Annotated in this window: 22 protein-coding genes; 7 read left to right on the forward strand and 15 right to left on the reverse strand. The window is 71.8% G+C overall.

The window, feature by feature from the left end; genetic code table 11:
- Positions 1-28: 28 nt before the first annotated feature.
- Entirely contained in the window at positions 29-1,024 is a 996-nt protein-coding gene (locus IE290_RS26870; RefSeq protein WP_191247494.1) for an NADP-dependent oxidoreductase, read from the forward strand.
- On the opposite strand, the gene pucD is transcribed toward IE290_RS26870, so the two are convergent.
- The 4 genes from pucD to IE290_RS26890 are packed head-to-tail and all read right to left on the reverse strand — an operon-like array spanning position 1,017 to position 5,924.
- Positions 1,017-3,281, reverse strand: a complete 2,265-nt coding sequence (pucD, locus tag IE290_RS26875) for a xanthine dehydrogenase subunit D (RefSeq protein ID WP_191247495.1) — start codon at positions 3,279-3,281, stop codon at positions 1,017-1,019. The two genes, IE290_RS26870 and pucD, sit on opposite strands and share 8 nt — an antisense overlap.
- Positions 3,278-4,612 (reverse strand): 8-oxoguanine deaminase, encoded by a 1,335-nt coding sequence (locus IE290_RS26880; protein ID WP_191247496.1) that lies wholly within the window; start codon positions 4,610-4,612, stop codon positions 3,278-3,280. Before IE290_RS26880 ends, pucD begins: the two co-directional genes overlap by 4 nt.
- Complete coding sequence (locus IE290_RS26885; protein ID WP_191247497.1) at positions 4,609-5,064, reverse strand: (2Fe-2S)-binding protein; 456 nt, start codon at positions 5,062-5,064, stop codon at positions 4,609-4,611. The genes IE290_RS26880 and IE290_RS26885 overlap by 4 nt, the downstream gene beginning before the upstream one ends.
- On the reverse strand, positions 5,055-5,924 hold the full coding sequence (locus tag IE290_RS26890; RefSeq protein WP_191247498.1) for an FAD binding domain-containing protein: 870 nt from the start codon (positions 5,922-5,924) through the stop codon (positions 5,055-5,057). The genes IE290_RS26885 and IE290_RS26890 overlap by 10 nt, the downstream gene beginning before the upstream one ends.
- A 100-nt stretch (positions 5,925-6,024) precedes the next feature.
- On the opposite strand from IE290_RS26890, the gene IE290_RS26895 reads away from it, so the two are divergent.
- On the forward strand, positions 6,025-7,476 hold the full coding sequence (locus IE290_RS26895) for a PucR family transcriptional regulator (RefSeq protein WP_191247499.1): 1,452 nt from the start codon (positions 6,025-6,027) through the stop codon (positions 7,474-7,476).
- A gap of 27 nt (positions 7,477-7,503) precedes the next feature.
- Positions 7,504-8,313 (forward strand): alpha/beta fold hydrolase, encoded by an 810-nt coding sequence (locus tag IE290_RS26900; RefSeq protein ID WP_191247500.1) that lies wholly within the window; start codon positions 7,504-7,506, stop codon positions 8,311-8,313.
- Here IE290_RS26900 and IE290_RS26905 read toward each other — a convergent pair.
- Both IE290_RS26905 and aceB read right to left on the reverse strand, forming a co-directional pair.
- Positions 8,301-9,506: a DUF6986 family protein gene (locus IE290_RS26905; protein ID WP_191247501.1), complete on the reverse strand. Its 1,206-nt coding sequence runs from the start codon at positions 9,504-9,506 to the stop codon at positions 8,301-8,303. The two genes, IE290_RS26900 and IE290_RS26905, sit on opposite strands and share 13 nt — an antisense overlap.
- 2 nt (positions 9,507-9,508) lie before the next feature.
- Positions 9,509-11,083: a malate synthase A gene (gene aceB, locus IE290_RS26910; RefSeq protein ID WP_191247502.1), complete on the reverse strand. Its 1,575-nt coding sequence runs from the start codon at positions 11,081-11,083 to the stop codon at positions 9,509-9,511.
- An 89-nt stretch (positions 11,084-11,172) separates the two neighbouring features.
- Here aceB and IE290_RS26915 point away from each other — a divergent pair, with 89 nt between their 5' ends.
- Positions 11,173-11,940, forward strand: coding sequence for an IclR family transcriptional regulator (locus IE290_RS26915; protein WP_191247503.1), 768 nt, complete (start codon positions 11,173-11,175; stop codon positions 11,938-11,940).
- Here IE290_RS26915 and IE290_RS38590 read toward each other — a convergent pair.
- The 7 genes from IE290_RS38590 to ftsY form a co-directional block, all read right to left on the reverse strand.
- The gene (locus IE290_RS38590; RefSeq protein ID WP_191247504.1) at positions 11,937-12,275 is read right to left on the reverse strand and encodes a DUF4333 domain-containing protein; all 339 of its coding nucleotides are present in this window, start codon (positions 12,273-12,275) and stop codon (positions 11,937-11,939) included. The genes IE290_RS26915 and IE290_RS38590 overlap by 4 nt on opposite strands.
- A gap of 101 nt (positions 12,276-12,376) precedes the next feature.
- On the reverse strand, positions 12,377-13,159 hold the full coding sequence (locus tag IE290_RS26925) for a hypothetical protein (RefSeq protein ID WP_191247505.1): 783 nt from the start codon (positions 13,157-13,159) through the stop codon (positions 12,377-12,379).
- On the reverse strand, positions 13,156-13,758 hold the full coding sequence (locus tag IE290_RS26930) for a YbaB/EbfC family nucleoid-associated protein (protein ID WP_229874728.1): 603 nt from the start codon (positions 13,756-13,758) through the stop codon (positions 13,156-13,158). The genes IE290_RS26925 and IE290_RS26930 overlap by 4 nt, the downstream gene beginning before the upstream one ends.
- A complete protein-coding gene (locus IE290_RS26935; protein WP_191247506.1) occupies positions 13,755-14,246 on the reverse strand; it encodes a hypothetical protein in 492 nt (163 codons plus the stop codon). Before IE290_RS26935 ends, IE290_RS26930 begins: the two co-directional genes overlap by 4 nt.
- Before the next feature lie 19 nt (positions 14,247-14,265).
- Positions 14,266-15,576: a putative T7SS-secreted protein gene (locus tag IE290_RS26940; RefSeq protein ID WP_191247507.1), complete on the reverse strand. Its 1,311-nt coding sequence runs from the start codon at positions 15,574-15,576 to the stop codon at positions 14,266-14,268.
- Complete coding sequence (locus IE290_RS26945) at positions 15,576-16,097, reverse strand: WXG100 family type VII secretion target (RefSeq protein WP_191247508.1); 522 nt, start codon at positions 16,095-16,097, stop codon at positions 15,576-15,578. Before IE290_RS26945 ends, IE290_RS26940 begins: the two co-directional genes overlap by 1 nt.
- A gap of 121 nt (positions 16,098-16,218) precedes the next feature.
- Positions 16,219-17,589, reverse strand: a complete 1,371-nt coding sequence (gene ftsY / locus IE290_RS26950) for a signal recognition particle-docking protein FtsY (protein WP_191247509.1) — start codon at positions 17,587-17,589, stop codon at positions 16,219-16,221.
- A gap of 106 nt (positions 17,590-17,695) precedes the next feature.
- On the opposite strand from ftsY, the gene IE290_RS26955 reads away from it, so the two are divergent.
- The 3 genes from IE290_RS26955 to IE290_RS26965 are packed head-to-tail and all read left to right on the forward strand — an operon-like array spanning position 17,696 to position 20,990.
- Positions 17,696-18,874 (forward strand): anhydro-N-acetylmuramic acid kinase, encoded by a 1,179-nt coding sequence (locus IE290_RS26955; protein ID WP_191247510.1) that lies wholly within the window; start codon positions 17,696-17,698, stop codon positions 18,872-18,874.
- Entirely contained in the window at positions 18,861-20,390 is a 1,530-nt protein-coding gene (locus IE290_RS26960; RefSeq protein ID WP_191247511.1) for a sodium:solute symporter, read from the forward strand. Before IE290_RS26955 ends, IE290_RS26960 begins: the two co-directional genes overlap by 14 nt.
- The gene (locus IE290_RS26965; RefSeq protein ID WP_191247512.1) at positions 20,391-20,990 is read left to right on the forward strand and encodes a maleylpyruvate isomerase N-terminal domain-containing protein; all 600 of its coding nucleotides are present in this window, start codon (positions 20,391-20,393) and stop codon (positions 20,988-20,990) included.
- Here IE290_RS26965 and IE290_RS26970 read toward each other — a convergent pair.
- Both IE290_RS26970 and IE290_RS26975 read right to left on the reverse strand, forming a co-directional pair.
- Positions 20,987-21,562: a hypothetical protein gene (locus IE290_RS26970; protein WP_191247513.1), complete on the reverse strand. Its 576-nt coding sequence runs from the start codon at positions 21,560-21,562 to the stop codon at positions 20,987-20,989. The two genes, IE290_RS26965 and IE290_RS26970, sit on opposite strands and share 4 nt — an antisense overlap.
- Positions 21,563-21,644: 82 nt before the next feature.
- Positions 21,645-24,143, reverse strand: coding sequence for a glycoside hydrolase family 172 protein (locus IE290_RS26975; protein ID WP_191247514.1), 2,499 nt, complete (start codon positions 24,141-24,143; stop codon positions 21,645-21,647).
- Between the last annotated feature and the right edge of the window lie 66 nt (positions 24,144-24,209).

Below are 24,209 nucleotides of genomic sequence, written 5' to 3' on the forward strand. Positions count from 1 at the left end.
GGACCGATCGCTCAAGAAAGGTTGCCCCATGGTACGTGGACGCGAAGTCCGCCTGGTCACCCCGCTGGACGGCCTGCCGAAGCCGGCGAACTTCGAGGTCGCCGAGGTGACCGTGCCGGAACCGGGACCCGGTGAAGTCGTCGTGCGGAACCGGTTCTTCGTACTCGAACCCGGTGCCCGCCTGGCGATGGAAGCCCTGAGCGCGGGCGTGCCCGGATTCGACGTGGACGGGTTGCGGGCGCACACGATCGGCGAGGTGTTCGCCTCGGGCTCCCCGGACTTCCGGCCCGGGGACACGGTGACCCACGTGCTGGGCTGGCGTGAGTACTCGGTGGCCGGGACCAGCGCGCTCACCCGGGTCGATCCGGATGCCCTGCCCTCGCTCACCGCCCACCTCGCGGGCGGGCTCACCAGCTACGTCGGGCTCACCGAGATCGGCCGGATGCGGCCCGGCGACACGGTGTTCGTCTCCAGCGCGGCGGGCACGGTGGGCAGCCTCGCCGGCCAGATGGCCCGGCTGCTCGGCGCCGGGCGCGTCGTCGGAAGTGCGGGCAGCGCGGCGAAGGTGCGGTACCTCGTGGACGAACTCGGGTTCGACGCGGCGTTCGACTACCACGACGGTTCGCTCGCCGAGCAGCTCAGCGCCGCCGCACCGGGCGGTGTCGACGTGTATTTCGACAACGTGGGCGGTCCGCACCTCGAGGCGGCGCTCGAGGTGATGAACCCGCACGGCCGGGTCGTCCTGTGCGGGGCGATGTCCCGGCAGGGCAGCGACGACGTGCCGCCGGGGCCGTCGAACCTGCTGCAGGCGATCGCGAAACGGCTCACGCTGCGCGGGTTCACCGTCAACGAGCACCTGGACCGCGCGCGCGAGTTCACGCCGTTGTTCGGCGAATGGCTGCGCACCGGGAAGATCCGCTACCGGGAGACCGTCGTCGACGGGCTGGACCAGGCGCCGCGGGCGTTCGCCGGCCTCCTGGCCGGTCAGTACACCGGCCGGGTCCTGGTGCGCCTGGTCAGCTGACGATGTGCTCCGGCCGGACCGGGATCCGCGGCAGGTCCTTGCCCGTCGCGGCGCGGATGGCCGCCACGATCGCCGGGGTGGAGGAGATCGTGGGCGGCTCGCCGACGCCGCGCAGGCCGTAGGGCGCGTTCGGGTCGGCCCGTTCCAGCACGTCGATGTCCATCGGGGGCATGTCGAGCACCGTCGGGATCAGGTAGTCGGTGAACGACGGGTTGCGGATCTTGCCCTCGTGCGTCTGGATCTCCTCCATCACCGCCAGCCCGAGTCCCTGCGCCGAGCCGCCCTGGATCTGGCCCAGCACGGCCTGTGGGTTGAGCGCCCGCCCGACGTCCTGGGCGCAGTCCAGCGCCACCACCTTGACCAGTCCCAGTTCGGTGTCCACGTCCACCACCGCACGGTGCGCGGCGAACCCGTACTGCACGTGCGCGTTGCCGGCGCCGGTCTCCGGGTCGAGCACGTCGGTCGGCCGGTGCCGCCACTCCACGGTCTCGTCGTAGACGTCGTCGCCGAGTACGTCGGCCAGGTCCGCGACCACACCGTCCCGTGTGGACACCACCTTGCCGCCGACCAGCTCCAGATCGGGCGCACCGACCCGCTTCGACAGCGCCGTGCGCACCGCCAGGCAGGCGGCGCGCACCGCTCCCCCGGTCATGTACGTCTGGCGGGACGCCGAGGTGGATCCCGCGTTGCCGATCGAGGTGTCCATCGGCAGGATCGTCACTTGCTCCACACCCAGTTCGGTCCGCACGATCTGCTGCAGCACCGTCACCAGGCCCTGCCCGACCTCGCACGCCGCGGTCTGCACGGTCGCGGCCGCCTCGCCGCCGACGACCCGCAGCTGCACGCGCGCGGTCGAGTAGTCGTCGAAGCCCTCGGAGAAGCAGATGTTCTTGATCCCGACGCCGTAGCCGACCCCGCGGACCACGCCCTCGCCGTGTGTCGTGTTGGAGACCCCGCCCGGCAGCGTCCGCAGGTCCCGCTCACCGGAGGGCTCCGGCGGCAGCGGTTTGGCGGCCACCCGCCGCAGCAGCTCGGCGACCGGGGCGGCCGAGTCCACGATCTGCCCGGTCGGCATCCGCGAACCCTCGCTCATCGCGTTGCGGACCCGCACCTCGACCGGGTCCAGCCCGCACGCCTGGGCGAGCTTGTCCATCTGCGACTCGTACGCGAACGCGGCCTGCACCGCGCCGAAGCCGCGCATCGCGCCGCACGGCGGGTTGTTCGTGTACGCGCCCCAGCAGTCGACGTGCACGTTGTCAACGTTGTACGGCCCCACGCCGAGCGTCGCGGCGTTGGCGACGACCGCGCTGGTGGACGAGGCGTACGCGCCGCCGTCGAGGAAGAGCCGCGCCTTGACGTAGACCAGCTTCCCGTCCCGGTCGGCGCCGTGCTCGTAGTACATCTTCGCCGGGTGCCGGTGCACGTGGCCGTAGAACGATTCCTCGCGGTTGTAGACCATCTTCACCGGCTTGCCGGTGTGCAGCGCGAGCAGGCACGCGTGGATCTGGATGGACAGGTCCTCGCGCCCGCCGAACGCGCCGCCGACCCCGCCGAGCGTGAGCCGCACCTTGTCCTCGGGCAGACCGAGCGCGGCGACGATCTGCCGCTGGTCGACGTGCAGCCACTGCGTCGCGACGTACAGGTCGACGCCGCCGTCCTCGGCCGGGACCGCGAGACCGGACTCCGGGCCGAGGAACGCCTGGTCCTGCATGCCCACCTCGTACACGCCCGATACCACCACGTCGGCGGTCGCCGAGGGGTCGCCGCGCCGGATCGGAACGTGCCGCACGACGTTGCCGTTCGGGTGCACCTTCGGCCCGTCGCCGTGCACGGCCTGCTCGGCGTCGGTGACCGGGTCCAGCACCTTGTAGTCGACGCGGATGCGTTTCATCGCGCGGCGCGCGGTCTCCGGGTGGTCGGCCGCCACGAGCGCGACCGGCTCGCCCTGGTAGCGCACCACGTCGACGGCCAGCACCGGCTGGTCCGGGTGCTCCAGGCCGTACCGGTTCACGCCCGGCACGTCCTCGTGCGTCAGCACCGCCTCGACACCCGGGACCTTGAGCGCCTCGGTGATGTCGATGCCCGTGATGCGCGCGGACGGGTGCGGGCTGCGCAGGGTCACGCCCCACACCATGTCCTCGTGCCAGAGGTCCGAGGAGTAGGCGAACTCGCCGCGCACCTTCACGATCCCGTCCGGGCGGCGCGGGCTGCTGCCGATCCCGTCCGCCGTGGTGGTCCGCTCGACCGACGTGGTCATCGCAACCTCCTGCTCGCGGCGGCCAACTCGCCCGCGATCGCCGTTTCGTCGTCCGTGCGCAGCTCGCCGTCTTCGACCACCGTCCGGCCGCCGACGAGCAGCCGCTTCAACCGCGGTGTCGTGCCGAGGACGAGGGCGGCCACCGGGTCCTCGATGCCCGCGTAACGCAGGCCGGTCAGGTCCCACACGGCCAGGTCGGCGAGCTTGCCGGGTTCGATCGAGCCCAGCTCACCGTCCCGCCCCAGGCAGCGCGCGCCGCCCATCGTGCCCATCCACAGCGCCTCGCGCACGGTCAGCGCGGTCGGACCGCCGCGTTGCCGTGCCTGCAGCAGCGCCTGGTGCAGTTCCTCACCGAGCCCGCCGGACTCGTTCGAGGCGGCGCCGTCGACGCCGAGGCCGACCGGCGCTCCGGCGTCCAGCAGGCCCCGTACCGGGGCGATTCCGGTGCCCAGGCGGCCGTTGGAGGTGGGGCAGTGCGCCGAACCGGTGCGGGTCGCGCCCAGGCGGCGGATCGCGGCGTCCTCGAGGTGGACGGTGTGCGCCAGCCACACGTCGTCGCCGAGCCAGCCCAGCTTGTCGGCGTATTCGGCGGGCGTGCAGCCGTTCTCGGCGACGCACTGCTCTTCCTCGTCCAGGGTCTCGGCGAGGTGGGTGTGCAGCCGGACTCCCTTGCGCCGCGCGAGATCCGCGGCCTGGCGCATCAGCTCCTCGCTCACGGTGAACGGTGAGCACGGCCCAGCGGCGATCCGGATGTGTGCGCCGGGCGCCGGGTCGTGGTGGGCGTCGATGGCCGCTTCGGTGCCGATGAGCGCGGCTTCGGTGGTCTCCACGAGGTTGTCCGGGGGCAGGCCGCCGTCGGACTCGCCGCGGTCCATCGACCCGCGCACGAGGTGGGCACGCACGCCGATCCGGTTCGTCGCGGCGACGAGCGCCTCGATCTGGTCGCCGCTGTCGTGCGGGAAGACGTAGTGGTGGTCGGCGACCGTGGTGCAGCCGGTCAGCGCGAGGTGCGCCATCCCGGCGGTCGCGGCGGCGTGGGTGATGCCGGCGTCCAGCCGTTTCCAGATCGGGTAGAGGTGGACCAGCCACTCGAACAGCGTGGCGTCGGCCGCGAGCCCGCGGGTGGCCCACTGGTACAGGTGGTGGTGGGTGTTGACCAGGCCGGGCGTGACCAGGCAGCCGGTCAGATCGACCCGGTCGCCCGGTGTGGTCGCCGGGCCCGCGCCGACCGCGGTGATGGTGTCGCCGTCGATCACCACGTGCCCGTCGCGGTGCTCGGTGCCGTGCGCGTCGACGGTCGCGATGGCCGCGTTCTCCAGGATCAGGGTCATCGCGCCGCCGCCCGCACCGCGTCGAGGATCTTCTCGTACCCCGTGCAGCGGCAGAGGTTCCCGGCGAGCGCCTCGCGGATCTCCTCGTCGCTCGGGTTCGGCACCCGGTTCAGCAGATCGTGCGCGGCGACCACCAGGCCCGGTGTGCAGAACCCGCACTGCACCGCGCCCGCGTCCACAAAGGACTGCTGCACCGGGTCGAGCCGGTCGCCCTCGGCCAGTCCTTCGACCGTGCGCACCTCGCGGCCCTCGGCCTGGCCGGCCGCGACCAGGCACGCGCACACCGGGGTGCCGTCCAGGTAGACCGTGCAGGACCCGCATTCGCCCTGCTCACACGCGTTCTTCGAACCGGGCAGGCCGAGCCGTTCGCGCAGCAGGTAGAGCAGGCTCTCGCCCTCCCACACGTCGTCGGCCTGCCGGGCCTCGCCGTTGACCGTCACGTTCACGCGCATGTCCGCTCACTTCCCAGGTAGTCCTGCCAGGCCCAGCCGAGCGTCCGTCGGGCGAGCACCGCGAGCGCGTTCCTGCGGTACTCCGCGGTGCCGCGCACGTCGTCGATCGGCGCGGCCGCCGAGGCGACCAGCTCACCGAAGCGCCGCTTGACCGAATCCCGCAGCGGCGCGGGCGAGTCCCACGGCAGCTCGCCGGCCAGGAACTCCTCGGCCTCGGCGGCGCGGCGCGGGGTGGGCGCCGCGGAGCCGATCGCCGCGCCCGCGCGCCGGTGCTCCGGATCGAGCGCGACGGCGAACGAGCACACCGCGATGACCATGGCGTTGCGCGTGCCGACCTTCGCGAACTGCTGCGGCGCGGTCGCGACCGGCAGGTGCACCGCCACGATCAGTTCGTCGTCGGCCAGGCTGTGCTTCTTCACGCCGACGTAGAAGTCGTCCGCGTCGATGAACCGGGTGCCGCGGGTGGACGCGGCCTCGACCCGGGCACCGGTCGCCAGCAGCACCGGATGCGTGTCCCCGGCGGGCGACGCGGCGCCGAGGTTGCCACCGACCGTGCCGCGGTTGCGGATCTGCGGTGAGCCGACCGTGCGGGAAGCCATCGCCAGCGCCGGGAGTTTTTCACCCAGCTCGGTGATCAGCCGGGTGTAGGACACGCCGGCGCCGAGCCGGACCGTGTCGCCGTCGGTCGTCCAGTCGGCGAGTTCCGCGACGCGGGTCAGGTCGAGCAGCGCGTCCGGACGGCGGTGGTCGAAGTTCAGCTCGACCATGACGTCCGTGCCGCCCGCCAGTGGCACGGCGTCCGGGCGCTCCGCCTTCGCGGCGAGCGCCTCGGCCAGGTTCGCCGGTCGCAGGAAATCCATGGATAGCAGTAGACGCCTGTGGCGGGGGCACCGGCAACGGCGGCGCAGTACGAACCGACAGCAGCGTGCGGGCCCGGATTTGTGCTTTCCTACAACCCTGATGACGACCGTGAAAACACTGCTGGAGATCCCGGAACTGCGGCTGCGGTTGCGCACCGGCGCCGGGCTGCTCGGGCGCGAGGTCAGCCGGATCTACGTGACGGAGCTGCCCGACCCGAGCCGGTACGTCTCGGCGGGCGAGGTCGTCCTGAGCGGATTGCTGTGGTGGCGGCAACCGGGAGACGCCGGGCCGTTCGTCGCCGCGCTGGCCCGGGCCGGTGTCGCCGCGCTGGCCGCGTCGGGCGCGGACACCGGCGGGATCCCGCCGGACGTCGTGCAGGAGTGCGCGCGACACCGGATCCCGCTGCTGGAGGTGCCTGCCGACCTGTCGTTCGCGGTGATCACCGAGCGCGTGGTGCTGGAACTGGCCGCGGCGCGGGGCCGGGAACCGAGCGGCGCTCGCAAACGCTTGCTGGCCGCGGCGACCGAGGACATCTCGCTGCCCGCGCTGCTGCGGCAGGGTGCGGCCGAGCTGGGCGCGCCGTGCTGGGTGCTGAGCGGGACGGGCCGGGTGGTCGCGGGCACGGCCGAACCGCCCGGGGACCTCGTCGCGCACGTCGTGCCGGGCCGGGAGGTGACGGTCCACGACGGGTACGCGCTGCTGCCGGTCGGCGGGACCTTCGCGGTGCCGTGGGTGCTGGCGGTCGGGCACCCGGAGCCGGGCGAGCTGGCCGGGGAACTGGCCGAGCTGGTGCGGCTGGCGCGGGCGCGGGCGGACCAGGTGCGGCGCATGGCGGCACGCGCGGCCGAACCGTTGCTCCGCGCGCTCGCTGACGGGAGCCCGGTCGCGGACGCGTTCGCCGCGTCCGGTCTGCCCGAGGACACCGAGATCCGCGTGCTGCTCGCGCGGGCGCCGGACGACGACCCGGACCTGGCGGCGGAGGTGCTGGCCGAACTGCTCGCCGACGCGCGGCCGGTGGTCGGCGTCGTCGGCGAGGACGCCTACGCGCTGGTCGCCGGACCGGGGAACTGGATGCGCGCGGCGGGTGAGGCGCTGGCGCGGCTGGACCGGCTGATGTCGTTGTCGCGGTTCCACCTGGGGTCCGGCGGGCCCGCGTCGGTGGACGGCCTGCACGGCGCGACGCAGGAGGCCCGGCACGCGGTCGAACTGGCGGCCCGGCGCGGCGGGCGGATCGAGCTGGTCGCGGGCGAGGACATCGCGGTGCACCAGCTGCTGGCCGCCGGCGCGCCGGACGAGCTGCGCCGCTCGGTGCGGGCGCGGGTGCTCGGGCCGCTGCTCGCCTACGACGCGGCACAGGGCACGGATCTCGTGCACACCGTGCGGGTGTACCTGGAGTGCTCCAGCTCGCCGACCGCGGCGGCGCGGGCGCTGCACGTCCACGTCAACACGCTGCGGTACCGGATCGCGCGGGCCTCGGAGCTGCTCGGCGTGGACCTCAACGACTTCATCACCCAGGTGGACGTGTATCTCGCCCTGTTGGTTACCGTCTAGAGCCGTTAGCTGGTAACGTCGCCGGGCATGGAGCGATTCGAGACACCGAACGGGACCGTGCGCTGGGCTTCCTCGGGTTCCGGCCCGCCGGTCGTGTTGTTGCACGGGACGCCGTTTTCGTCGTACGTGTGGCGGGACATCGCGGCCGCGCTGAGCGAGCGGCACGAGGTGTTCGTGTGGGACATGCTGGGGTACGGGCAGTCCGAGAAACGGGCCGGGCAGGACGTGTCGCTGGGGACTCAGGCTTCGGTGTTCGCGGCTTTGCTGGAGCACTGGGGGCTGGACGCACCGTCGGTCGTGGCGCACGACTTCGGCGGGGTGGTCTCGCTGCGGGCGCACCTGCTGCACGGCGCGCGGTACGACCGGCTCGCGCTGGTGGACGTCGTGGCGATAGCGCCGTGGGGGACGCCGTTCTTCCACCTGGTGCGCGACAACCCGGCCGTGTTCGAGCAACTGCCATCACACCTGCACGAGGCGATCGTGCGCACCCAGACCGCGACCGCGTCCGCGCCGGGCCTGCGGGGCGGGGTGCTGGACGACCTGGTCGCGCCGTGGCTGGGCGCGGAGGGGCAGGCCGCGTACTACCGGCAGATCGCGCAGGCGGACCAGCGGTTCACCGACGAGATCGAGCCGCTGCTGGGCTCGCTGGACCTGCCGGTGCTGGTCGGCTGGGGCGAGGCGGACGAGTGGATCCCGGCCGAGCAGGGCAAGGAGCTGGCGTCGCGGATCCCCGGCGCCCAGCTGAAGCTGTTCCCCGGCGCCGGGCACCTGGTGCAGGAGGACGCACCGGCCGCGCTGACCGCGACCCTGCTGGATTTCCTCGGTCAGCCGCGGTAGGTCGCGTAGGTCTCCAGCCGATCGCGCGTCAGGCCGGTCAGGCTTTCCACCTCGGCGGCGTCGGTGGCGCCGCAATCCAGGCCGCGCAACAGGAAACCCGACAACGCCCGTGCGGTGGCCGGCTCGTCGAGGACGCCGCTGTCGACCTGCTCGGCGTAGTCCCGCAGCCGGGCTGCCGCGGCGGGCAGGCCCTCGCGGAAGAACGCGTACGTCGCGGCGAAGCGGGTCGGCAGCTGGTGCGGGTGCAGGTCCCAGCCCTGGTAGAAACCGCGCTCCAGCGCCCGCCGCACAAGGCGCAGGTGCTCGCGCCAGGCGGGCAGCAACGCCTCCCCCACCGGCAGCTTGTTGGTGGACCCGTCGGAGAGCCGCACCCCGGTCCCCGCGGCGCTGACCTGCATGAACGCCTTCGCGAAGTCCGCCGCGGGGTGGTCCATGCTCTGGTGCTCGGCGGCGATGCCCAGCCCGGCGCTGTAGTCGTAGGTGCCGTAGTGCAGCCCGCTGCAGCGACCCTCGGCGGCCTGGATGATCCGCGCCACCGCGACCCGCCCTGAACTGTCCACGATGGACTGCGCGGTCTCGATCTGCACCTCGAACCGCAACGCGCCGTCCGGGAGCCCGTAGGCCGTCTCCAGGTGACCGAGCACCTCGGCGGCGGCGCCTACCTGCTCGACCGCCGTCACCTTCGGCAGCGTCACCACGAACCCGGCTGGCAGCTTGCCGTGCTCCAGCAACCCGGACAGGAACAGGTCCAGCGTCCGGATGCCGCGGCGTCGGGTGGCCCGCTCGAAGCTCTTGAACCGGATCCCGCAGAACGGCGTCGCCGGGTTCTCCGCCAGCACCCGGCCTGCCGTGAGAGCCGCTTCGTCCTCCGCGTCGTCGCCGGGGCGGCCGTAGCCGTCCTCGAAGTCGATGCGCAGGTCCTCGATCGGCTCGGTGACCAGCTTGCGCCGCACCCGCTCGGCGACGGCCGGGTCCAGCCCGAGCGCGTCGCCGTGGTCGTCGAACACCGTCCGGGCCTGCTCGCCCCAGCGGGCGACCAGGTCGGCGGTGTACCGGTGCGCCGGCACGTAGACCGTGTGCACCGGCTGCCGCCCTGACGGCTCACCGGGGTAGCGCGCCTCGACCCGGGCGTCCACTTCGGACAACCGGGCGTCGATGCCCGCGTAGACGTCCCCGGTGAGCCGTCCAGCCACGGTTACTTGATCCGCTCGTAGGCCGGCAGGGTCAGGAAGTCGACGAACTCGTCGGCGAGCGCGACCTCCTCGAAGATCTCGACCGCCGGGGTGAGCAGGTCGGCCGGGATCTGGCCGTCGAGCTCCTTGCGCACGTCGTCGAGCACCGCCTTGACCAGGTCGCGGGTGACCTTCTGGCCGTTGTCGAGCTCGGTGCCGTTCTGGACCCACTGCCAGATCTGCGAGCGCGAGATCTCCGCGGTCGCGGCGTCCTCCATCAGGTTGTGGATGCCGGCCGCGCCGTTGCCGCCCAGCCAGGAGGCGATGTAACGGACGCCGACGTCGACCGCGCCACGCAGGCCGGCCTCGGTGGCGCCGCCTTCGGTGCTCGCCACGTCGAGCAGCTGGTCGGCGGTCACCGACACGTCCTCACGCAGCCGGTCGAGCTGGTTCGGCTTGTCGCCGAGGACCTTGTCGAACTCCTCCTTGCAGAGCCCGACCATGCCCGGGTGCGCGACCCACGAGCCGTCGAAGCCGTCATTGGCCTCGCGCGCCTTGTCCGCGTGGACCTTCTTCGAGGCGTTCTCGTTGACCTCGGGGTCCTTGCTCGGGATGAACGCGGCCATGCCGCCGATCGCGAACGCGCCGCGCTTGTGGCAGGTGCGCACCAGCAGCTCGGTGTAGGCACGCATGAACGGCGCGGTCATGGTGACGCTGTTGCGGTCCGGCAGCACGAACTTCTCGCCCGCGTCGCGGAAGTACTTGATGACGCTGAACAGGTAGTCCCAGCGGCCGGCGTTGAGGCCGGAGGCGTGCTCGCGCAGCTCGTAGAGGATCTCCTCCATCTCGAACGCGGCCGGGATGGTCTCGATCAGGACGGTGGCGCGGACGGTGCCGTGCTCGATGCCCAGCGTCTTCTCGGCGTGGGTGAACACGTCGTTCCACAGCCGGGCCTCGAGGTGGCTTTCCATCTTCGGCAGGTAGAAGTACGGGCCCTTGCCGCGCTCGAGCAGTTCCTTGGCGTTGTGGAAGAAGTACAGGCCGAAGTCGACCAGCGCGCCGACGCCCTTGCGGCCGCCGAAGGTCAGGTTGTGCTCGTCGAGGTGCCAGCCGCGCGGACGGACCACGATCGTCGCCAGCTCGATGTCCTTGCGCAGCTCGTAGTGCTTGCCGTTGGAATCCAGCTCGATGGTGCCGCGGATCGCGTCGTACAGGTTGACCTGGCCGCCGACGACGTTGTGCCAGTGCGGGGTGTTGGCGTCCTCGAAGTCGGCCAGCCACACCTTGGCGCCCGAGTTGAGGGCGTTGATCGTCATCTTGCGGTCGGTCGGGCCGGTGATCTCCACGCGGCGGTCGCGCAGGGCCGGCGGCGCCTCGGCGACGCGCCAGTCGCCCTCGCGGATCTCCTTGGTCTCGGGGAGGAAGTCCAGGCGCCCGGTGCGCTTGGCCTCCTCGCGCCGCTTGGAACGGGCGGCGAGCAGCTCGTCACGGCGAGCCGCGAAGTTCTCGTGCAGCCCGGCCAGGAAGTCCAGCGCTTCCCGGGTCAGGATCTCGTCGCCTCGCTCGACGGAGCCACCGAGCACCTGGACGTCAGCCATGCGGAACACTCCCAAGAAGACTTGCGGTTCGGTTTTTACATCCCGGACTATAGTTTCTACATAGCGGAAGCTCAACGTGAGGAGTCGCGGTGGCCGAGGAGAAGGCGGGACGAGACGGCGGGGTCCAGTCGCTGCGCCGCGCGTTCGAGCTGCTCGAGCGGCTGGCTGACACCGGTGGCGAAGCCAGCCTGTCCGAGCTGGCGGCCACGTCGGGCCTGCCGATGCCGACGATCCACCGCCTGATCCGCACGCTGGTGCAGCTCGGTTACGTGCGGCAGAACACGAACCGGAAGTACGCGCTGGGGGCGCGGTTGATCCGGCTGGGTGAGAACGCGAGCATGCAGTTCGGCACGTGGGCCCGCCCCCTGCTCGCGGAGCTGGTGGAGGCGACCGGCGAGACGGCGAACCTGGCGGTCCTGGAGCGCGACGAGGTGGTGTACGTGTCGCAGGTGCCGTCGAAGCACTCGATGCGGATGTTCACCGAGGTCGGGCGGCGGGTCCTGCCGCACGGGACGGGTGTGGGGAAGGCGATCCTGTCGCAGCTGCCGCCCGAGGACGTGCGAGCGCTGCTGGGCCGGACGGGGATGCCCGCGTACACCGAGCACACGTTCACCGACCCCGACGAGCTGCTGGCGCACCTGACCCAGGTGGCGGCGCAGGGCTACGCGGTGGACGAGAGCGAGCAGGAGCTGGGGGTGCGCTGCGTGGCCGTACCGCTGACCGGAACACCAGCCCCCGCGGCAGTGTCGGTGTCCGGGCCCTCGGGCCGCCTGACGAGGGAGGCGGTTTCGCGGATCGCCCCCCTGGTCCAGGCGACGGCGGCCACGTTGTCGACACACCTGGCGGAGAGCGCCTAGCTCAGCCGAACCAGGGGTTTTCGAGGGGCTGGTCGTCGACCTGGATCCGGTAGTTCACAGCGCCGCCTTTGACGTCGGCGACGGTCACCGTCACTCCGAGGCGCAAGGCGCATGTCCGGGCCGGTGAGGACGCAACGAGTGCTGTTGCCGGGCTTCGCATCCACGGGGCCTGGGCAGTCGACCCGGTCCGGCCGGTGGCCGAACTCCTTCAGCAGAACATCCGAAACCCCTTGCTCGACGGTCTCCTGACTGAGCGACGGGGTCGCCCCGACGGTGACGGTGCAGCCGGCGAGCAGAAGCGCAGCAGAGCAGGCGACGAGCGCGGTGCGGATCATTCGAAGCTCCCAGGAAAGTGAAAAGGCGCGCCGCCTCCCCTGCGGCGCGCCCTCACATCCTGGACTGTCCTGACCTCGCTTGTACAGCGTTCCTGATCTTCTCACCCGATCAGGGGGATACGGTCGAGGATGTCGCAGCGGAGGTCAAGCGCGGGGACCAGCTCGGCGGGGTCACGGTGGTCGCGGATCCGGTCGAGGGCGTCGACGCGGTCGGCGAACAGCGTGAACCCGCGGAACCGGCGCTCGTCGGTGAGCAGGAACTCCGCCAGGGCCGGGGTGATCACGTGGGCGAGGAACCGCTCGTCCGGCCCGTTGACCTCGAACCGGTCGTCGAAGGCCGGGTGGCCGATGCGGAAGTCGCCCTGTCCGACGGCCGCGTTGATCTTGCTGACCATCCCCACCGTCTGCCGCACGTACACCGGCGGATACGGCGCAGGGGTGCGCACCCAGATGCAGAGTTCGGTGGTGATCTGGTGCAGGTAGAAGATCTCGAGCGTCGCGGCGATGAACGGGCGGCCGCGGTGGGTGCCGGTGATGACGTCGTGAGCGCTTCGCGCGTGCGGTGGCCGGATGAACTGCTGCTCCAGCGGCCCCGGCGCCTTGGCCTGGAAGCCGGACCGCCATTCCGGCTGGTTCGGCCGCCAGAACTGGCTCTGCTCCGGGCTCCAGAACTGCTCGTACTGCCGGTTGTAGACCTCGGCCAGCGAGTCGTCGCGTTCGACGTACGTCCACCCCCGTCGCGGCAACTCCTCCCGCAGCTTGGCGATCGTGACCGCCGCGGCGGCGCCCTGCCTGCGGTTGAACCACACGATCAGCCAGGTGATCAGGCCCATGAACAGCACCGACCCGCCGACCGCGATCGCGACGACCGCTCCCGCGCTCACCGGCCGGAACCGTCCGCGAACAGGTCGGTCTCCTCGAACGGATCGTCGTCCTGCACCGGTGGCCGCCGGTGCGCCGCGGGCGCGCGAGGTGGCACCGGCACGGTGGCGGGCGCGGGAGGCGGTAGCGGAACAGCCGGGCGTTCCTCGAACAGCCGGTCGGCGCTCTCCAGCGGTTCCTCCTCGCGAGGCGGGACGTACACCGGAGCCGGGCCGGGATGCCGGGGCCGCTGATCGCCGAACGTCTTCTCGTCCGCGTCCAGCACCTTGTCCAGGAGTTCGGTGTCGCCGAGCCCCCGGCGGACGACTTCGGCCTGCCGCCTCGCCGCGGCCGCCCTGGCCGCGGCGAGGGTGTGCATCACGGCCGCGGACAGTGCGGCCGGCGGCAGTTCCCGGACGCGTTCGCCGAACGTGACCGCCTTGACCTCCCCACCCGCACCCGCGACGACGCGGACGGCACCGTCGGGCGAGACGACCTCCGCCGTGACATCCCTCAACTCCCCGGCCATCTGCTCGTAAGCCTGGGCGCGGCGGCGGTTGTCAGCCGCCGCGGTGTCGATCGCTTCGATGCGGCGCAACAGCTGCTGGGCGAACTCGTTCACCGCGTCTCCTCCGGACGGATCGTCGACAGGAACTTCTGGAAGTCGCCCACGACCTCCTCGAACTGCTCAGCGAGCGAGCTGAGCACGATCTGCAGGACGGCGTACCGGCTGGGCTCGTTGGTGTCGCGGATCCCGAGGAACACCTGGAGCTGCACCACCTGCTCGGGCTTGCCGTTCAGCAGCAGGGACAGGCGCACGGCTTGCGTCAGACCAGGGCCGCCCGCGGACCCTGCCTCCTTGCGCCTCCCGAGCTGGGCGTCGGGCGCGCCGCGCCGCAGCCGGTCCAGCGCCGCGTCGGCGAGTTCGGTCAGCGACACATCACGCGGGTGTAGCTCGCCGCTGATCGTGATGTTCGGGGTGAACCCCTTGAGCGCGGGCGGCCGCAGAGCCACGAACGCGGCCTCGTCGGCCTTGACCTCGGCCGGCGGCACCGACTGCCAGCCCTCGGGCAGCGAGAACTGGATCGGCACCGGAATGGTGGTTGCCACGATGTTTTCCGTCTCCGTCCTAGAACAGGAAGTCCGCGACCGCGTCCGCGGCGTTCGCCAACCCGTGCCCGACGTCCGTCGCGATGTCGGCGACGTCGTCCGCCACGTCCGTCACAGTGTCCACGACCTCCTGCGGGTCGATGGCGATGTCGAAGCCGACGTTCCCACCGACGCCGACGGTCAAGCCGAGCGAGGCGCCAAGGTGGAACTTGCCGTCATCGCCCATCCCCAGCTGACCACTCGCGTGCGCGCCGAACCCGGCCGAGAGCCCGCCGTGGACGCCCGCGCTGAGACCCGCGGCCTCGGCACCCGCCGCACCATCGATCCGCACACCGGCGAAACCGCCCATGCTGCCCCGGACCCCGGTCAGCCCGGCGCTTCCCTCGGCCTCCGCCCGCACACCCACCGAGCCTTCCGCATGTCCCGAGGCACCGGCGTGCTCACCAAGCTTGACCTGTCCCTCGGCCGACCCCTTGGCCAGCCACGCCTCGGCGTTCGCCGCGGCCGTCACGCCGAGCGCGTTGACGCTTCCGGAGGCACCGGCACTGGCACCGAGGAGCGAGCCGTCGAGCTTCCCCGATCCCGACAACACCCCCGAAGCGAACGAGCCGTCCAGGCTGCCGCCCAGCAGGTCGACGCCGGCGGCCGCGCTGAACGTCTGGTCCGAGAGGTCGAACCCGAGTGCTTCGAGGGTGTCATCGATCCGGTCGCTGAGCATCCCCTCGGACTGGGAGCCCCACTCGAACCCCTTCCGCTTGCCGGGATTCCGCTCCCGGTCGCCGAACTCCTTGCTGTAGCCACCTTCGCCATCGGGCTCGAAACCGAAGGCCGCCGCGACGGAATCACCGATCTCCGCGACATGGGCGCGTGCTTGGTCGAGCACCGACTGGGCTTCCCGGGCCAGCGCTTCCCCCGGGTCCTGGAACGGGGCGAGGATCTGGCCGACGGCCTGGGCCTGCACGGCCTGGACGTGGTACTGCGCCGCTGCCGCGCGGGAGGCTGCCTGCGCCTGGGTGTACATCTCGATGGCGCGCTGCGCCTCGGACTGCGCCCAGGTCAGCGCATCGCCGAAGTCCGCGAGCGACTGCCCGCCCTGCCCGAGGAGGGCGGCGGTCTCGATCCACTTGGGCGGCTCGGCGCCGAACGCCTGACGGAAGGCGTCGGCCGCCGCACCGGTCCACTGCGCGGGAGCGATCCCGGTGAGCCCCTCGCCGGTGGTGCTGATCTGCTGGATGCCGGCCACCAGGTCACGGAGGTCGTTGGCGATCAGTTCCGGTTCGCCCGGGACGAGTTCCCTGGGGTTGGTCGTCTGCCCGAGTTCGGCGGCCATCAGTAGGTCCGCTCGTCGAGGTCGGCGGGGTCGGGGTTGAGCCGGCTCGAGATGCCGCCGATGTCCGGGAACAGCTCGCGAGATCGTTCCGGGCTCATGATGCCGGCGGGCTCGACCGGCCCACTGGCGGTGGCCTGAAGGCCGGCGACGCCGCCGGCCGGGGAACTGCCCGTCGCGCGAGCACCGGCGAAGCCGCCCCCGACCATGCCGCCGAGCGGATCACCCGTCTCGCCGATGAGTTCGCCGATGCCGGCCAGCGACCGGCCGGCATCGCTGTCGGACTCCTGGTACACGCCCGCCGCGACACGCAGGCTCTCCCCGTGCTCCTCCGCCTTGGCGCGCAGCTTCTTGAGCTGAGCTTCCACCTGACGGAGGAAGTCGGTCCAGCCCGCCTGCACCCCGGCATGCCCGTAGTCCCCGGCCGGCGCGCGGAAGGCCACCCCGGCCACACCCGAGACGACGTCGCCGATGGTGCCCGCGGTCTGGCGCAGTTCGTCCGGGACCGCGCCGAAGCCCGTCATCACCCACCCCCAGTCAGAAACGAGCGCGCCGCCTCCCCTGCGGCGCGCCGTTACAGACTGGCGAAGCTCGATCGGGCTTGTACAGTGTTTCTGATCTTCTCACCCGTCCGGGCGAGCAAGATCATCCGAGCAGGGCGTCCACGAAGGCGGCCGGCTCGAAGGGCGCCAGGTCGTCCGGGCCTTCGCCCAGGCCGACGAGCTTCACGGGCACCCCGAGCTCCCGCTGGACCTGGAACACGATGCCGCCCTTGGCGGTGCCGTCGAGCTTGGTGAGCACGATCCCGGTGACGTTCACGACCTCCCGGAACACCCGGGCCTGCATCAGCCCGTTCTGGCCGGTCGTCGCGTCCAGCACCAGCAGCACCTCGTCGACCTTGGCCTGCTTTTCGACCACCCGCTTGACCTTGCCCAGCTCGTCCATCAGACCGGTCTTGGTGTGCAGGCGGCCCGCCGTGTCGATGAGCACCGCGTCGACCCCGGCGTCCACGCCCCGCTTGACCGCATCGAACGCCACGGACGCCGGGTCGGCGCCCTCCTTGCCGCGCACGACCTCGGCCCCCACGCGCTCGGACCACGTCTGCAGCTGGTCGGCCGCCGCGGCGCGGAACGTGTCCGCCGCACCCAACAGGACCTCGCTGCCCTGCGCCACCAGCACCCGCGCGAGCTTGCCGGTCGTCGTGGTCTTCCCGGTGCCGTTCACGCCCGCGACCAGCACGACCGCCGGCTGCTTGGCCCTGTCCACGGTGTGCGCGAGCGCCCGCACCGAGCGGTCCCAGTCCGGGTGCAGGGCGTTGGTCAGCACGGTCTTGAGCACCGTGCGCGCCTCGGCCGACGTCCGCACCGCCCGCGCGGTCAGCTCGGTCCGCAGCGTCTCCACGATCTCCGTCGTCGTGGCCGCGCCCAGGTCCGCCATCAGCAGCGTGTCCTCGACGTCCTGCCACGAGTCCTCGTCCAGGTCACCGGCGCCGAGCAGGCCCAGCAGGCTCTGCCCGAACATCGACCGGGACTTCGACAGCCGACCGCGCAGCCGCTCGATCCGTCCGGAGACCGGCTCCGGCTCCTCGACCGCGACCGCGGCCTTCTCCGGCTCCCGGGCGGCCGGCACTTCCGGCGCCGCAGGCGTCGCCGGGACCTCGGTCTCCGGCGCGGGCGCCTCGGCCTCCGGCAGGCCCACGTCGACGATGCCGCGCCGCGGCGAGTCGCGCGGCACGGAGGCGTCGTCGCCGACACCGGGCTGGCCGTCCACCTCGGTGCGCTCGCCCGCCGGGTGCTCGGGCGGTTCGACCGTCTCCGTCCGCTGCCCACCAGGCGCCAGGGCGATGCCGCCGCCCGCCTGGTAGTTCCCGCCTCTCGGCGGCTTGGTCTCCCGCTCCGGCTCCGCCTCGGTCAGGCTGATGCGCCGACGACGGGCGAAGACCAGGCCGGTGATGAGGAGGATCGCCAGCAGGACGACGACCACCAGGATGATCCAGAACCAGAGGTTTTCCGCCACGGGGCCATCCTCGCATCTGCCGGTTGACCGGGCAGGACACCCCTCGCGGACAAAAACTCACCGGATGCCTTGCGCTCCGGTCAGAAAAGGACTAGACCACTCGGTCATGCGCGTCGTCGGGCTCATCTCCGGCACGTCGGTCGACGGGATCGACGTGGCACTGGCCGAGTTGGCCGCGTCCGGGGACGAGGTCGTGCTCGTCCCGCTCGGGCACGCCTCGCTCCCCTACCCCGATGACCTGCGGCGCGAGCTGCTCGCCACGCTGCCGCCGTCGGTCACCACCGTCGAGCAGGTCACGCGCCTGGACACCCGGGTCGGCCAGGCCTTCGCCGACGCCGCGAGCACCCTGGCCGGCACAGCGGACCTGGTCGCCTCCCTCGGCCAGACCGTCTTCCACTGGGTCGAGGGCGGCCGCGCCCGCGGCACGCTGCAGCTGGGCCAGCCGGCCTGGATCGCCGAGCGGACCGGGCTGCCGGTGGTCGCCGACCTGCGGGCCCGCGACATCGCCGCGGGCGGGCACGGCGCTCCGCTGGCCAGCACGCTGGACGCGTTGTGGCTGCGGGACCTCGCCCCGGCCGTCGCGTTGAACATCGGCGGCATAGCCAACGTCACCGTCGTGCGGGCGGACGGCGTGCAGGCCTTCGACACCGGCCCGGGCAACGCCCTGCTCGACCTCGCCGCGCACCAGGTCACCGGCGGTGCCCAGAGCAGCGACCTCGACGGCGCGATCGCCGCCCGCGGCCAGATCCACGAAGAACTGCTGGACCGTCTCCTCGCCGAGCCCTACTACGCGGCCCCGCCGCCGAAGTCGACCGGCAAGGAGCTGTTCCACGCCGGCTACCTGCGGGCGGCGACCGAGGGACTCGACGTCCGCGACGAGGACCTGCTCGCCACCCTCACCGAGCTGACCGCCGTCACGATCGCCCGCGCCTGCGCCGGCGCGACCACCGTGATCGTCTCCGGCGGCGGCGCCGACAACCCGTCGCTGATGCGCGCGCTGGCCCGGAACCTGCCCGGCACCCGGCTGGCGACCAGCGACGAGTTCGGCCTGCCGCGCGAGGCCAAGGAGGCGTACCTGACCGCGTTGCTCGGCTGGCTCACCTGGCACGGCGTCCCGGCGAACCTGCCGGACGCGACCGGCGCGCGCGGACCACGGCTGCTCGGCAGCATCACGCCGGGCGCGCACCCGCTGTCGATGCCCGCTCCACATCCGGTGACCGTCACCCGTCTGCGGGTAGCGGCCCACCCGGACCAACCGATAGGAGTGCCTGATGCACCCAGTTGACCTGGCGATCATCGTGGTCTACCTGGCCGCGATGCCCGCGATCGGCGTGCTCGTGGGGCGGCGCCAGCGCTCGGCGGCCGACTACTTCATCGGCGAACGCAGCCTGCCGTGGTGGGCGGTGTGCTTCTCGATCGTCGCCACCGAGACTTCGACGCTCACCGTGATCAGCACCCCGGGCCTGATCTGGGCCGCCTCGGGCAACTACAACGGGCTGACTTACCTGCAACTGCCGTTCGGCTACATCATCGGCCGCACGCTGGTGTCGTTCGTGCTGCTGCCGCGCTACTTCAAGGGCCAGCAGACCACCGCGTACGCGTTCCTCGGGCAGCGGTTCGGCTCGGCCATGCAGGGCGTGTCGTCGGTGGCGTTCATCGTGACGCGCCTGCTCGCCGAGGGCGTGCGGTTGTTCGCCGGCGCGATCCCGATCCAGGTCATCCTCAAGCACTTCGGGCTGCACACGTCGTACTGGCAGATCGTGGTGGTGCTGACCGCGCTGACCGTCATCTACGCACTGGTCGGCGGCATCAAGGCGGTCGTGTGGGTGGACGTGATCCAGCTGTCGGTCTACATCGGCGGCGCGATCATCGCGATGATCGTCCTGGCCGGGAAGCTGCCCGACGGGTGGACCTCGCGCGCCGCGGACGCCGGGATCTTCCGGCTGTTCGACTTCAACTTCGATCCGCTGCACCTGCTGACCAGCCAGTACGCGTTCGTCGCGGCCGTGGTCGGCGGCGCGATCTTCACGATGGCCTCGCACGGCACCGACCAGCTGATCGTGCAGCGCTTCCTGGCCTGCCGCAGCGTCGCCGACGGGCGGAAGGCGCTGATCGGCAGCGGCATCGCGGTGACCATCCAGTTCGCCCTGTTCCTGCTGGTCGGCGCGATGCTGTGGGCGCACAACGGGTTCCGCACACTGCGCGAGCTGGGGGTGAAGGGCGACGACGTCTTCACCAACTTCATCACCAGCGAGCTGCCGGTGGGTGTGGCCGGGCTGCTGATCGCCGCCATCCTGGCCTCCACGATGGGCGCGCTGGCCTCGGCGCTGAACGCGTTGTCCAACTCCACGGTCGCCGACCTCTACCAGCGGTTCACCAAGCGCGCGCCGGAGGATTCGAAGCTGTTGCGGCACGGCCGGATCTGGACGCTGGTGTGGGCGGTGGTGTTCGCGGTGTTCGGGTCGCTGTTCAGCAACCGCAACAACCCGGTGATCGAGCAGGGCCTGTCCATCACCGGGTACACCTACGGCGCGATGCTGGGCGCGTTCTTCCTCGGCATGTGGGTCAAGCGGGCGCGGCAGCTGGACGCGATCATCGCGTTCGTGGTGACGGTCGCGGTGATGGCGGTCGTGGTGCTCGCGGTGAAGATCCCGCCCGCGCCCGGCGCGAAGCCGGTGGTGCTGGCGTTCCCGTGGTATACGCTGCTCGGCGTACTGATCACGCTCGTCGTGGGCGGCGCGCTGTCCCTGCGGCACCGCACTGCGGACACCACGGCCCCGAAGGAACCGGAGCCGGTTTAGATGGACGCCAACGTCCTGCTGACCACCGCGGAGACCTGCACGGAGTTCCTGTCCGGGCAGCTGGAACGCGACTGGTCGGTCCCGGTGCCGGAGATGGACCTGACGGTCGCCGGCGTGGTCGCGCACATCAGCGACTGCCTGCACTGGTACGCCTACGACCTGACCGCGGGCCCGGTCGAGCTGTCGACGATGGAGGCCCACGTGCGGGCCGGTTCGCCGCCGGCCGAGCTGCTGGTCACGCTCGGCACGACGGCGAAGGTGCTGGCCGCGGTGGTGGCGACGAGCGCGCCGGAAGCGCGCGGCTTCCACCCGTGGGGCATCGCCGACCCGGCCGGTTTCGCCGCGATGGCCTGCGACGAGCTGCTGGTGCACACCCACGACGCGGCGCGCGGGCTGGGCGTGGAGTTCACGCCCAGCCCGCGCTTGGCGGCCGCCGCGCTGTACCGGTTGTTCCCGTGGACGCCGATGGACACCGACCCGTGGCCCACCTTGTTGTGGGCCAACGGGCGGACGTCCCTGCCGGGCCACCCGAGGCTGTCGAAGTGGCGGTGGCACTGCGCACCACTGTCCGAATGGGACGGCAGCGCGCCGATCGCCTAGCTCCCGCGGATCCAGGCGTCGGTGCGGCGGATCCACCGGTTCACCCGCCGACCGCGCCAGATCGCGTGCAGCCACACCGCTCCCACCACGGCCACAGCGGCGATCAGGAGGGTCCGGCTCCACGCCGAGGTCAGCGGGAACCGCTGCACCGTGAAAACCACGCACAACAGCGGTGGCGGCAGGAGAAAGGCGAACAGCGCGACGAAGAACCCGATGCGGGAGTCCGTCGACGGGATCGGCGGCATCCGGTCCCCGCCCGTCGCGCGCAGGAACGACTCCCAGCCGAGGACCGCCTCGCCCAGGCGGGTCACCAGGCGTGGCCGCAGCTCCCGGTCGACGTAGGCGGCGATCCGGAACACCGACATGAGGTGGTCGCAGTACCGGGACCACAAGACGCACGAGAAGACACCCAGGACCACGAGCGCCGCGTCGATGCGGCTCGAGGCCGTGATCCCGATGCCGAGCCCGACCAGGTTCAGGCCGAAGATCGCGCTCGCGTTCGTCTGGTGGAACAGGCTTTCGGCGCGAAGGCTGTCGTACTCCGCCTTGTCGATGTCGGTCGCATCGCTCATGGCTTCCCCTCACTGCCGGGCCTGGCAGTGAGGCTACGCGCCTTGTACCGCGATCAAGTCACGATCGATCGACGCTCGCGCCTCAGTCCTGCGCGGGCTGCGTCGGCGCGCCCTGGGAGTAGACCGTGTACCGCGACGCCGACCAGGCCGGCGCGCCGGCGACCGGCTCCAGCCGCACCCGCACCGCGGTCTGGCCCGCCGTCGCCGAGGCCGGGATGTCGAAGCTGTCCTCCAGCCACCGCGAATGCGTGTTGCCCAGCGGCTGGTACCACTCGCCGACGAGCCGGTCGTTCACGAACACCCGCGCGTGCTGGAACGCCTGCGCCTGGTCGGACACGCGGTGCACCCGCAGTCCGCCGTTGGCCTGATCGACCCGCGCCGTGAACGTCACCGGCTGGGTCGTCGACGTCGTGGTCCCGGTGACCGGCGTGCGGTCCCGCTTGCCCTCGAACGTCGACGTCAGCGACTGGCGCGTCTCGCCGGGCGCGGAGTACCCGTGCTGCGACCGGCTCGCGTCGTCACCGACCTCGACCGCGTCGGTCTGGCTCATCGACGGCGTGGCCAGCCCGTACCAGTAGGCGGTCGAGCTGTAGTCGGCCGGCATCGACGACCGGTCACCGTGCTCGATGTCGAACTCGATGCCGTTGCCGAACGGGACGCCGTCGCCGATCATCAGCCGGTAGGCGTTGAGGCACACGTACCGGCAGCCGTCGCCCGCGTCCTCGCGGCTCACCAATCCGGCCTGCGGCATCGCGTACGGCACGCCCTCGACGAAGCCGTCGCGGCCGTCCTGGAAGTACCAGCCGGACTCGTAGAAATCCTCGGACCCGGTGCCGTGGATCGCCGGGCTGGCCGAGCCGTTCGGGTACATCCGCTCGTCGCCCTCGAGGTAGTTCAGCTGGTTCTGCCCCGGCGGGATGCCGCCGCGCATGGTGGACGTGACCCCGTAGAACACGCCGCGTCCGCGCGCCGTCAGGAAGTTCCAGTCCTGACCGGACACCGTCGCGGCGCGGCGCTGGGTGGCGTGGAAGTAGCCGATCGTGCCGTCGCGCAACCCGGCCGCCACGCCGGAGTCCGGCGCGGAGACCACCTCCAGACTGCCCCCGGTGACCGGCACGCCCGAGGTGTTGACCAGCTCGGCCACCGCGCTGCGGGCGTACGGCATCGGCCACCACGCGGTGAACGCGCCGTTCTCGGTGGTGTCGATGGAGTGCAGCAGCGTCCGCGACGCGTACTTGCCGAGGCCGGAGCCGAAGAACTCGCCGACCGGGGCGTCGACCGTGGTCTGGCCGTCGAAGGTCAGCCGCAGCCGCAGGCCCTCCAGCACGGCCTCCGAGGCGGTGGCCTGCCCGGGATCGGCCGGGTAGCGGAAGCGCCGCAGGCCGGCCCACCGCTGACCGTCCACTGTGTACCCGTGCACGGCTTCCTCGTTGGGGTGGTTGTGGCCGACGTCGAGCACGTCGGTGCGGACCCACCGGCCGCCGACCAAGCTGTGCACCTCGTAGCGGAACTCGTTGACGTCCTCGCTGGAGGAGACGAACCTGGTCGCCACCTGCACCTGCGACCGGTTGCGGGTCAGGTCCGCGGGCACCTCGACGACCTGGTCCATCCAGCCGCCGCCGGCGCGGGCCGGGCCGCTGTAGAACTGGCCGGCCGGACGGCCGCCGACCAGCAGGTCCGCGCGCTGCTCGCCGATGCCCGCGTCGATGCGGCGGGTGATCCGCACGCCGTCGTTGTCCGGGGCGACGGCCGCCGTGAACGAACTGCCGCCCGCGCCGTACGCGCGACCGTCGTCGGCCAGCCCCGGCGCCGCGATGACCTGCGGCAACCGGAGGTTGAGCTGCGTGATGCGCCGCGCGCCGGACGGGAGCGGGATCGAGGCGGCGGCCCCGGCCGGGACGTCGACCGCGGCCGCCTGGGCGCGTGCCCCGGGTGCGGCCGGTTTCGGGTCGCGCACCCCGAAGCCGCGCAGGCGCTGGATGACGTCGGTGGCCCGGTCGCCCGGGTTGAAGGTGCGCACGCCCGCCGCGTCGGCGAACTGGCGGTAGGTGACGTGGTAGAAGTGCGGGTTGTTCTCGGTGGTGATCCGCATCGAGGACGTGTACGGCATGGGCACCTTGATCACCGCACCGCCCATGGTGTCGGCCGAGTTGCCGACCAGCGGCCACACGAACGGCGCACCCTTCGAGCCGTCGACGATGTCCTGCAACGACCCCTGCAGCACCACTCGCCCGTCCAGCTCGATCGTGATCCGCCCGATCGCCGCGACCGAGGTCGACTGGTAGGTGAACCAGATCGAGGAGATCTCGCCCGGCCCGCGCGCGTCGGCGAGCAGGCAGTCGCCGTTCGGTTCCTGACGCAGGCACGAGTAAGTGCCGACGAAGCCGTCGTCGTTGTTGCCGGTGCGGTCGAAGCTGGAGAACTGTTTGACCTGCTCGCCGGGCCGCATGCGGGCGAGGCCGTCGATCGATCGGTAGACGTCCCAGCCGACCGGTCCCTTGTCGCTCGCGCCGGGGGCGGGCGCGGCACCGGCGGGCACACCCACGACGAGCGCGAGAACCATCCCGAGCACGACGATCACGGAGCGGTTTTTGGGCGCGACAAAGGAACTTTCGGGCACAGTGGGGACCCCCAGCCTGGACGGACC

This window comes from Amycolatopsis deserti, assembly GCF_014653945.1.
GTDB classification, from domain to species: domain Bacteria; phylum Actinomycetota; class Actinomycetes; order Mycobacteriales; family Pseudonocardiaceae; genus Amycolatopsis_E; species Amycolatopsis_E deserti.

What these genes read in the sequence shown, in the direction of transcription:
- IE290_RS38590 (WP_191247504.1), bottom strand. Translation starts at nt 12,275, where the DNA reads ATGATCCGCACCGCGCTCGTCGCCTGCTCTGCTGCGCTTCTGCTCGCC.
- IE290_RS26965 (WP_191247512.1), top strand. Translation starts at nt 20,391, where the DNA reads ATGGACGCCAACGTCCTGCTGACCACCGCGGAGACCTGCACGGAGTTC.
- pucD (WP_191247495.1), bottom strand. Translation starts at nt 3,281, where the DNA reads ATGACCACGTCGGTCGAGCGGACCACCACGGCGGACGGGATCGGCAGC.
- IE290_RS26940 (WP_191247507.1), bottom strand. Translation starts at nt 15,576, where the DNA reads ATGGCCGCCGAACTCGGGCAGACGACCAACCCCAGGGAACTCGTCCCG.
- IE290_RS26885 (WP_191247497.1), bottom strand. Translation starts at nt 5,064, where the DNA reads ATGCGCGTGAACGTGACGGTCAACGGCGAGGCCCGGCAGGCCGACGAC.
- IE290_RS26960 (WP_191247511.1), top strand. Translation starts at nt 18,861, where the DNA reads ATGCACCCAGTTGACCTGGCGATCATCGTGGTCTACCTGGCCGCGATG.
- IE290_RS26890 (WP_191247498.1), bottom strand. Translation starts at nt 5,924, where the DNA reads ATGGATTTCCTGCGACCGGCGAACCTGGCCGAGGCGCTCGCCGCGAAG.
- IE290_RS26895 (WP_191247499.1), top strand. Translation starts at nt 6,025, where the DNA reads ATGACGACCGTGAAAACACTGCTGGAGATCCCGGAACTGCGGCTGCGG.
- IE290_RS26880 (WP_191247496.1), bottom strand. Translation starts at nt 4,612, where the DNA reads ATGACCCTGATCCTGGAGAACGCGGCCATCGCGACCGTCGACGCGCAC.
- IE290_RS26945 (WP_191247508.1), bottom strand. Translation starts at nt 16,097, where the DNA reads ATGACGGGCTTCGGCGCGGTCCCGGACGAACTGCGCCAGACCGCGGGC.
- IE290_RS26970 (WP_191247513.1), bottom strand. Translation starts at nt 21,562, where the DNA reads ATGAGCGATGCGACCGACATCGACAAGGCGGAGTACGACAGCCTTCGC.
- aceB (WP_191247502.1), bottom strand. Translation starts at nt 11,083, where the DNA reads ATGGCTGACGTCCAGGTGCTCGGTGGCTCCGTCGAGCGAGGCGACGAG.
- IE290_RS26900 (WP_191247500.1), top strand. Translation starts at nt 7,504, where the DNA reads ATGGAGCGATTCGAGACACCGAACGGGACCGTGCGCTGGGCTTCCTCG.
- IE290_RS26955 (WP_191247510.1), top strand. Translation starts at nt 17,696, where the DNA reads ATGCGCGTCGTCGGGCTCATCTCCGGCACGTCGGTCGACGGGATCGAC.
- IE290_RS26870 (WP_191247494.1), top strand. Translation starts at nt 29, where the DNA reads ATGGTACGTGGACGCGAAGTCCGCCTGGTCACCCCGCTGGACGGCCTG.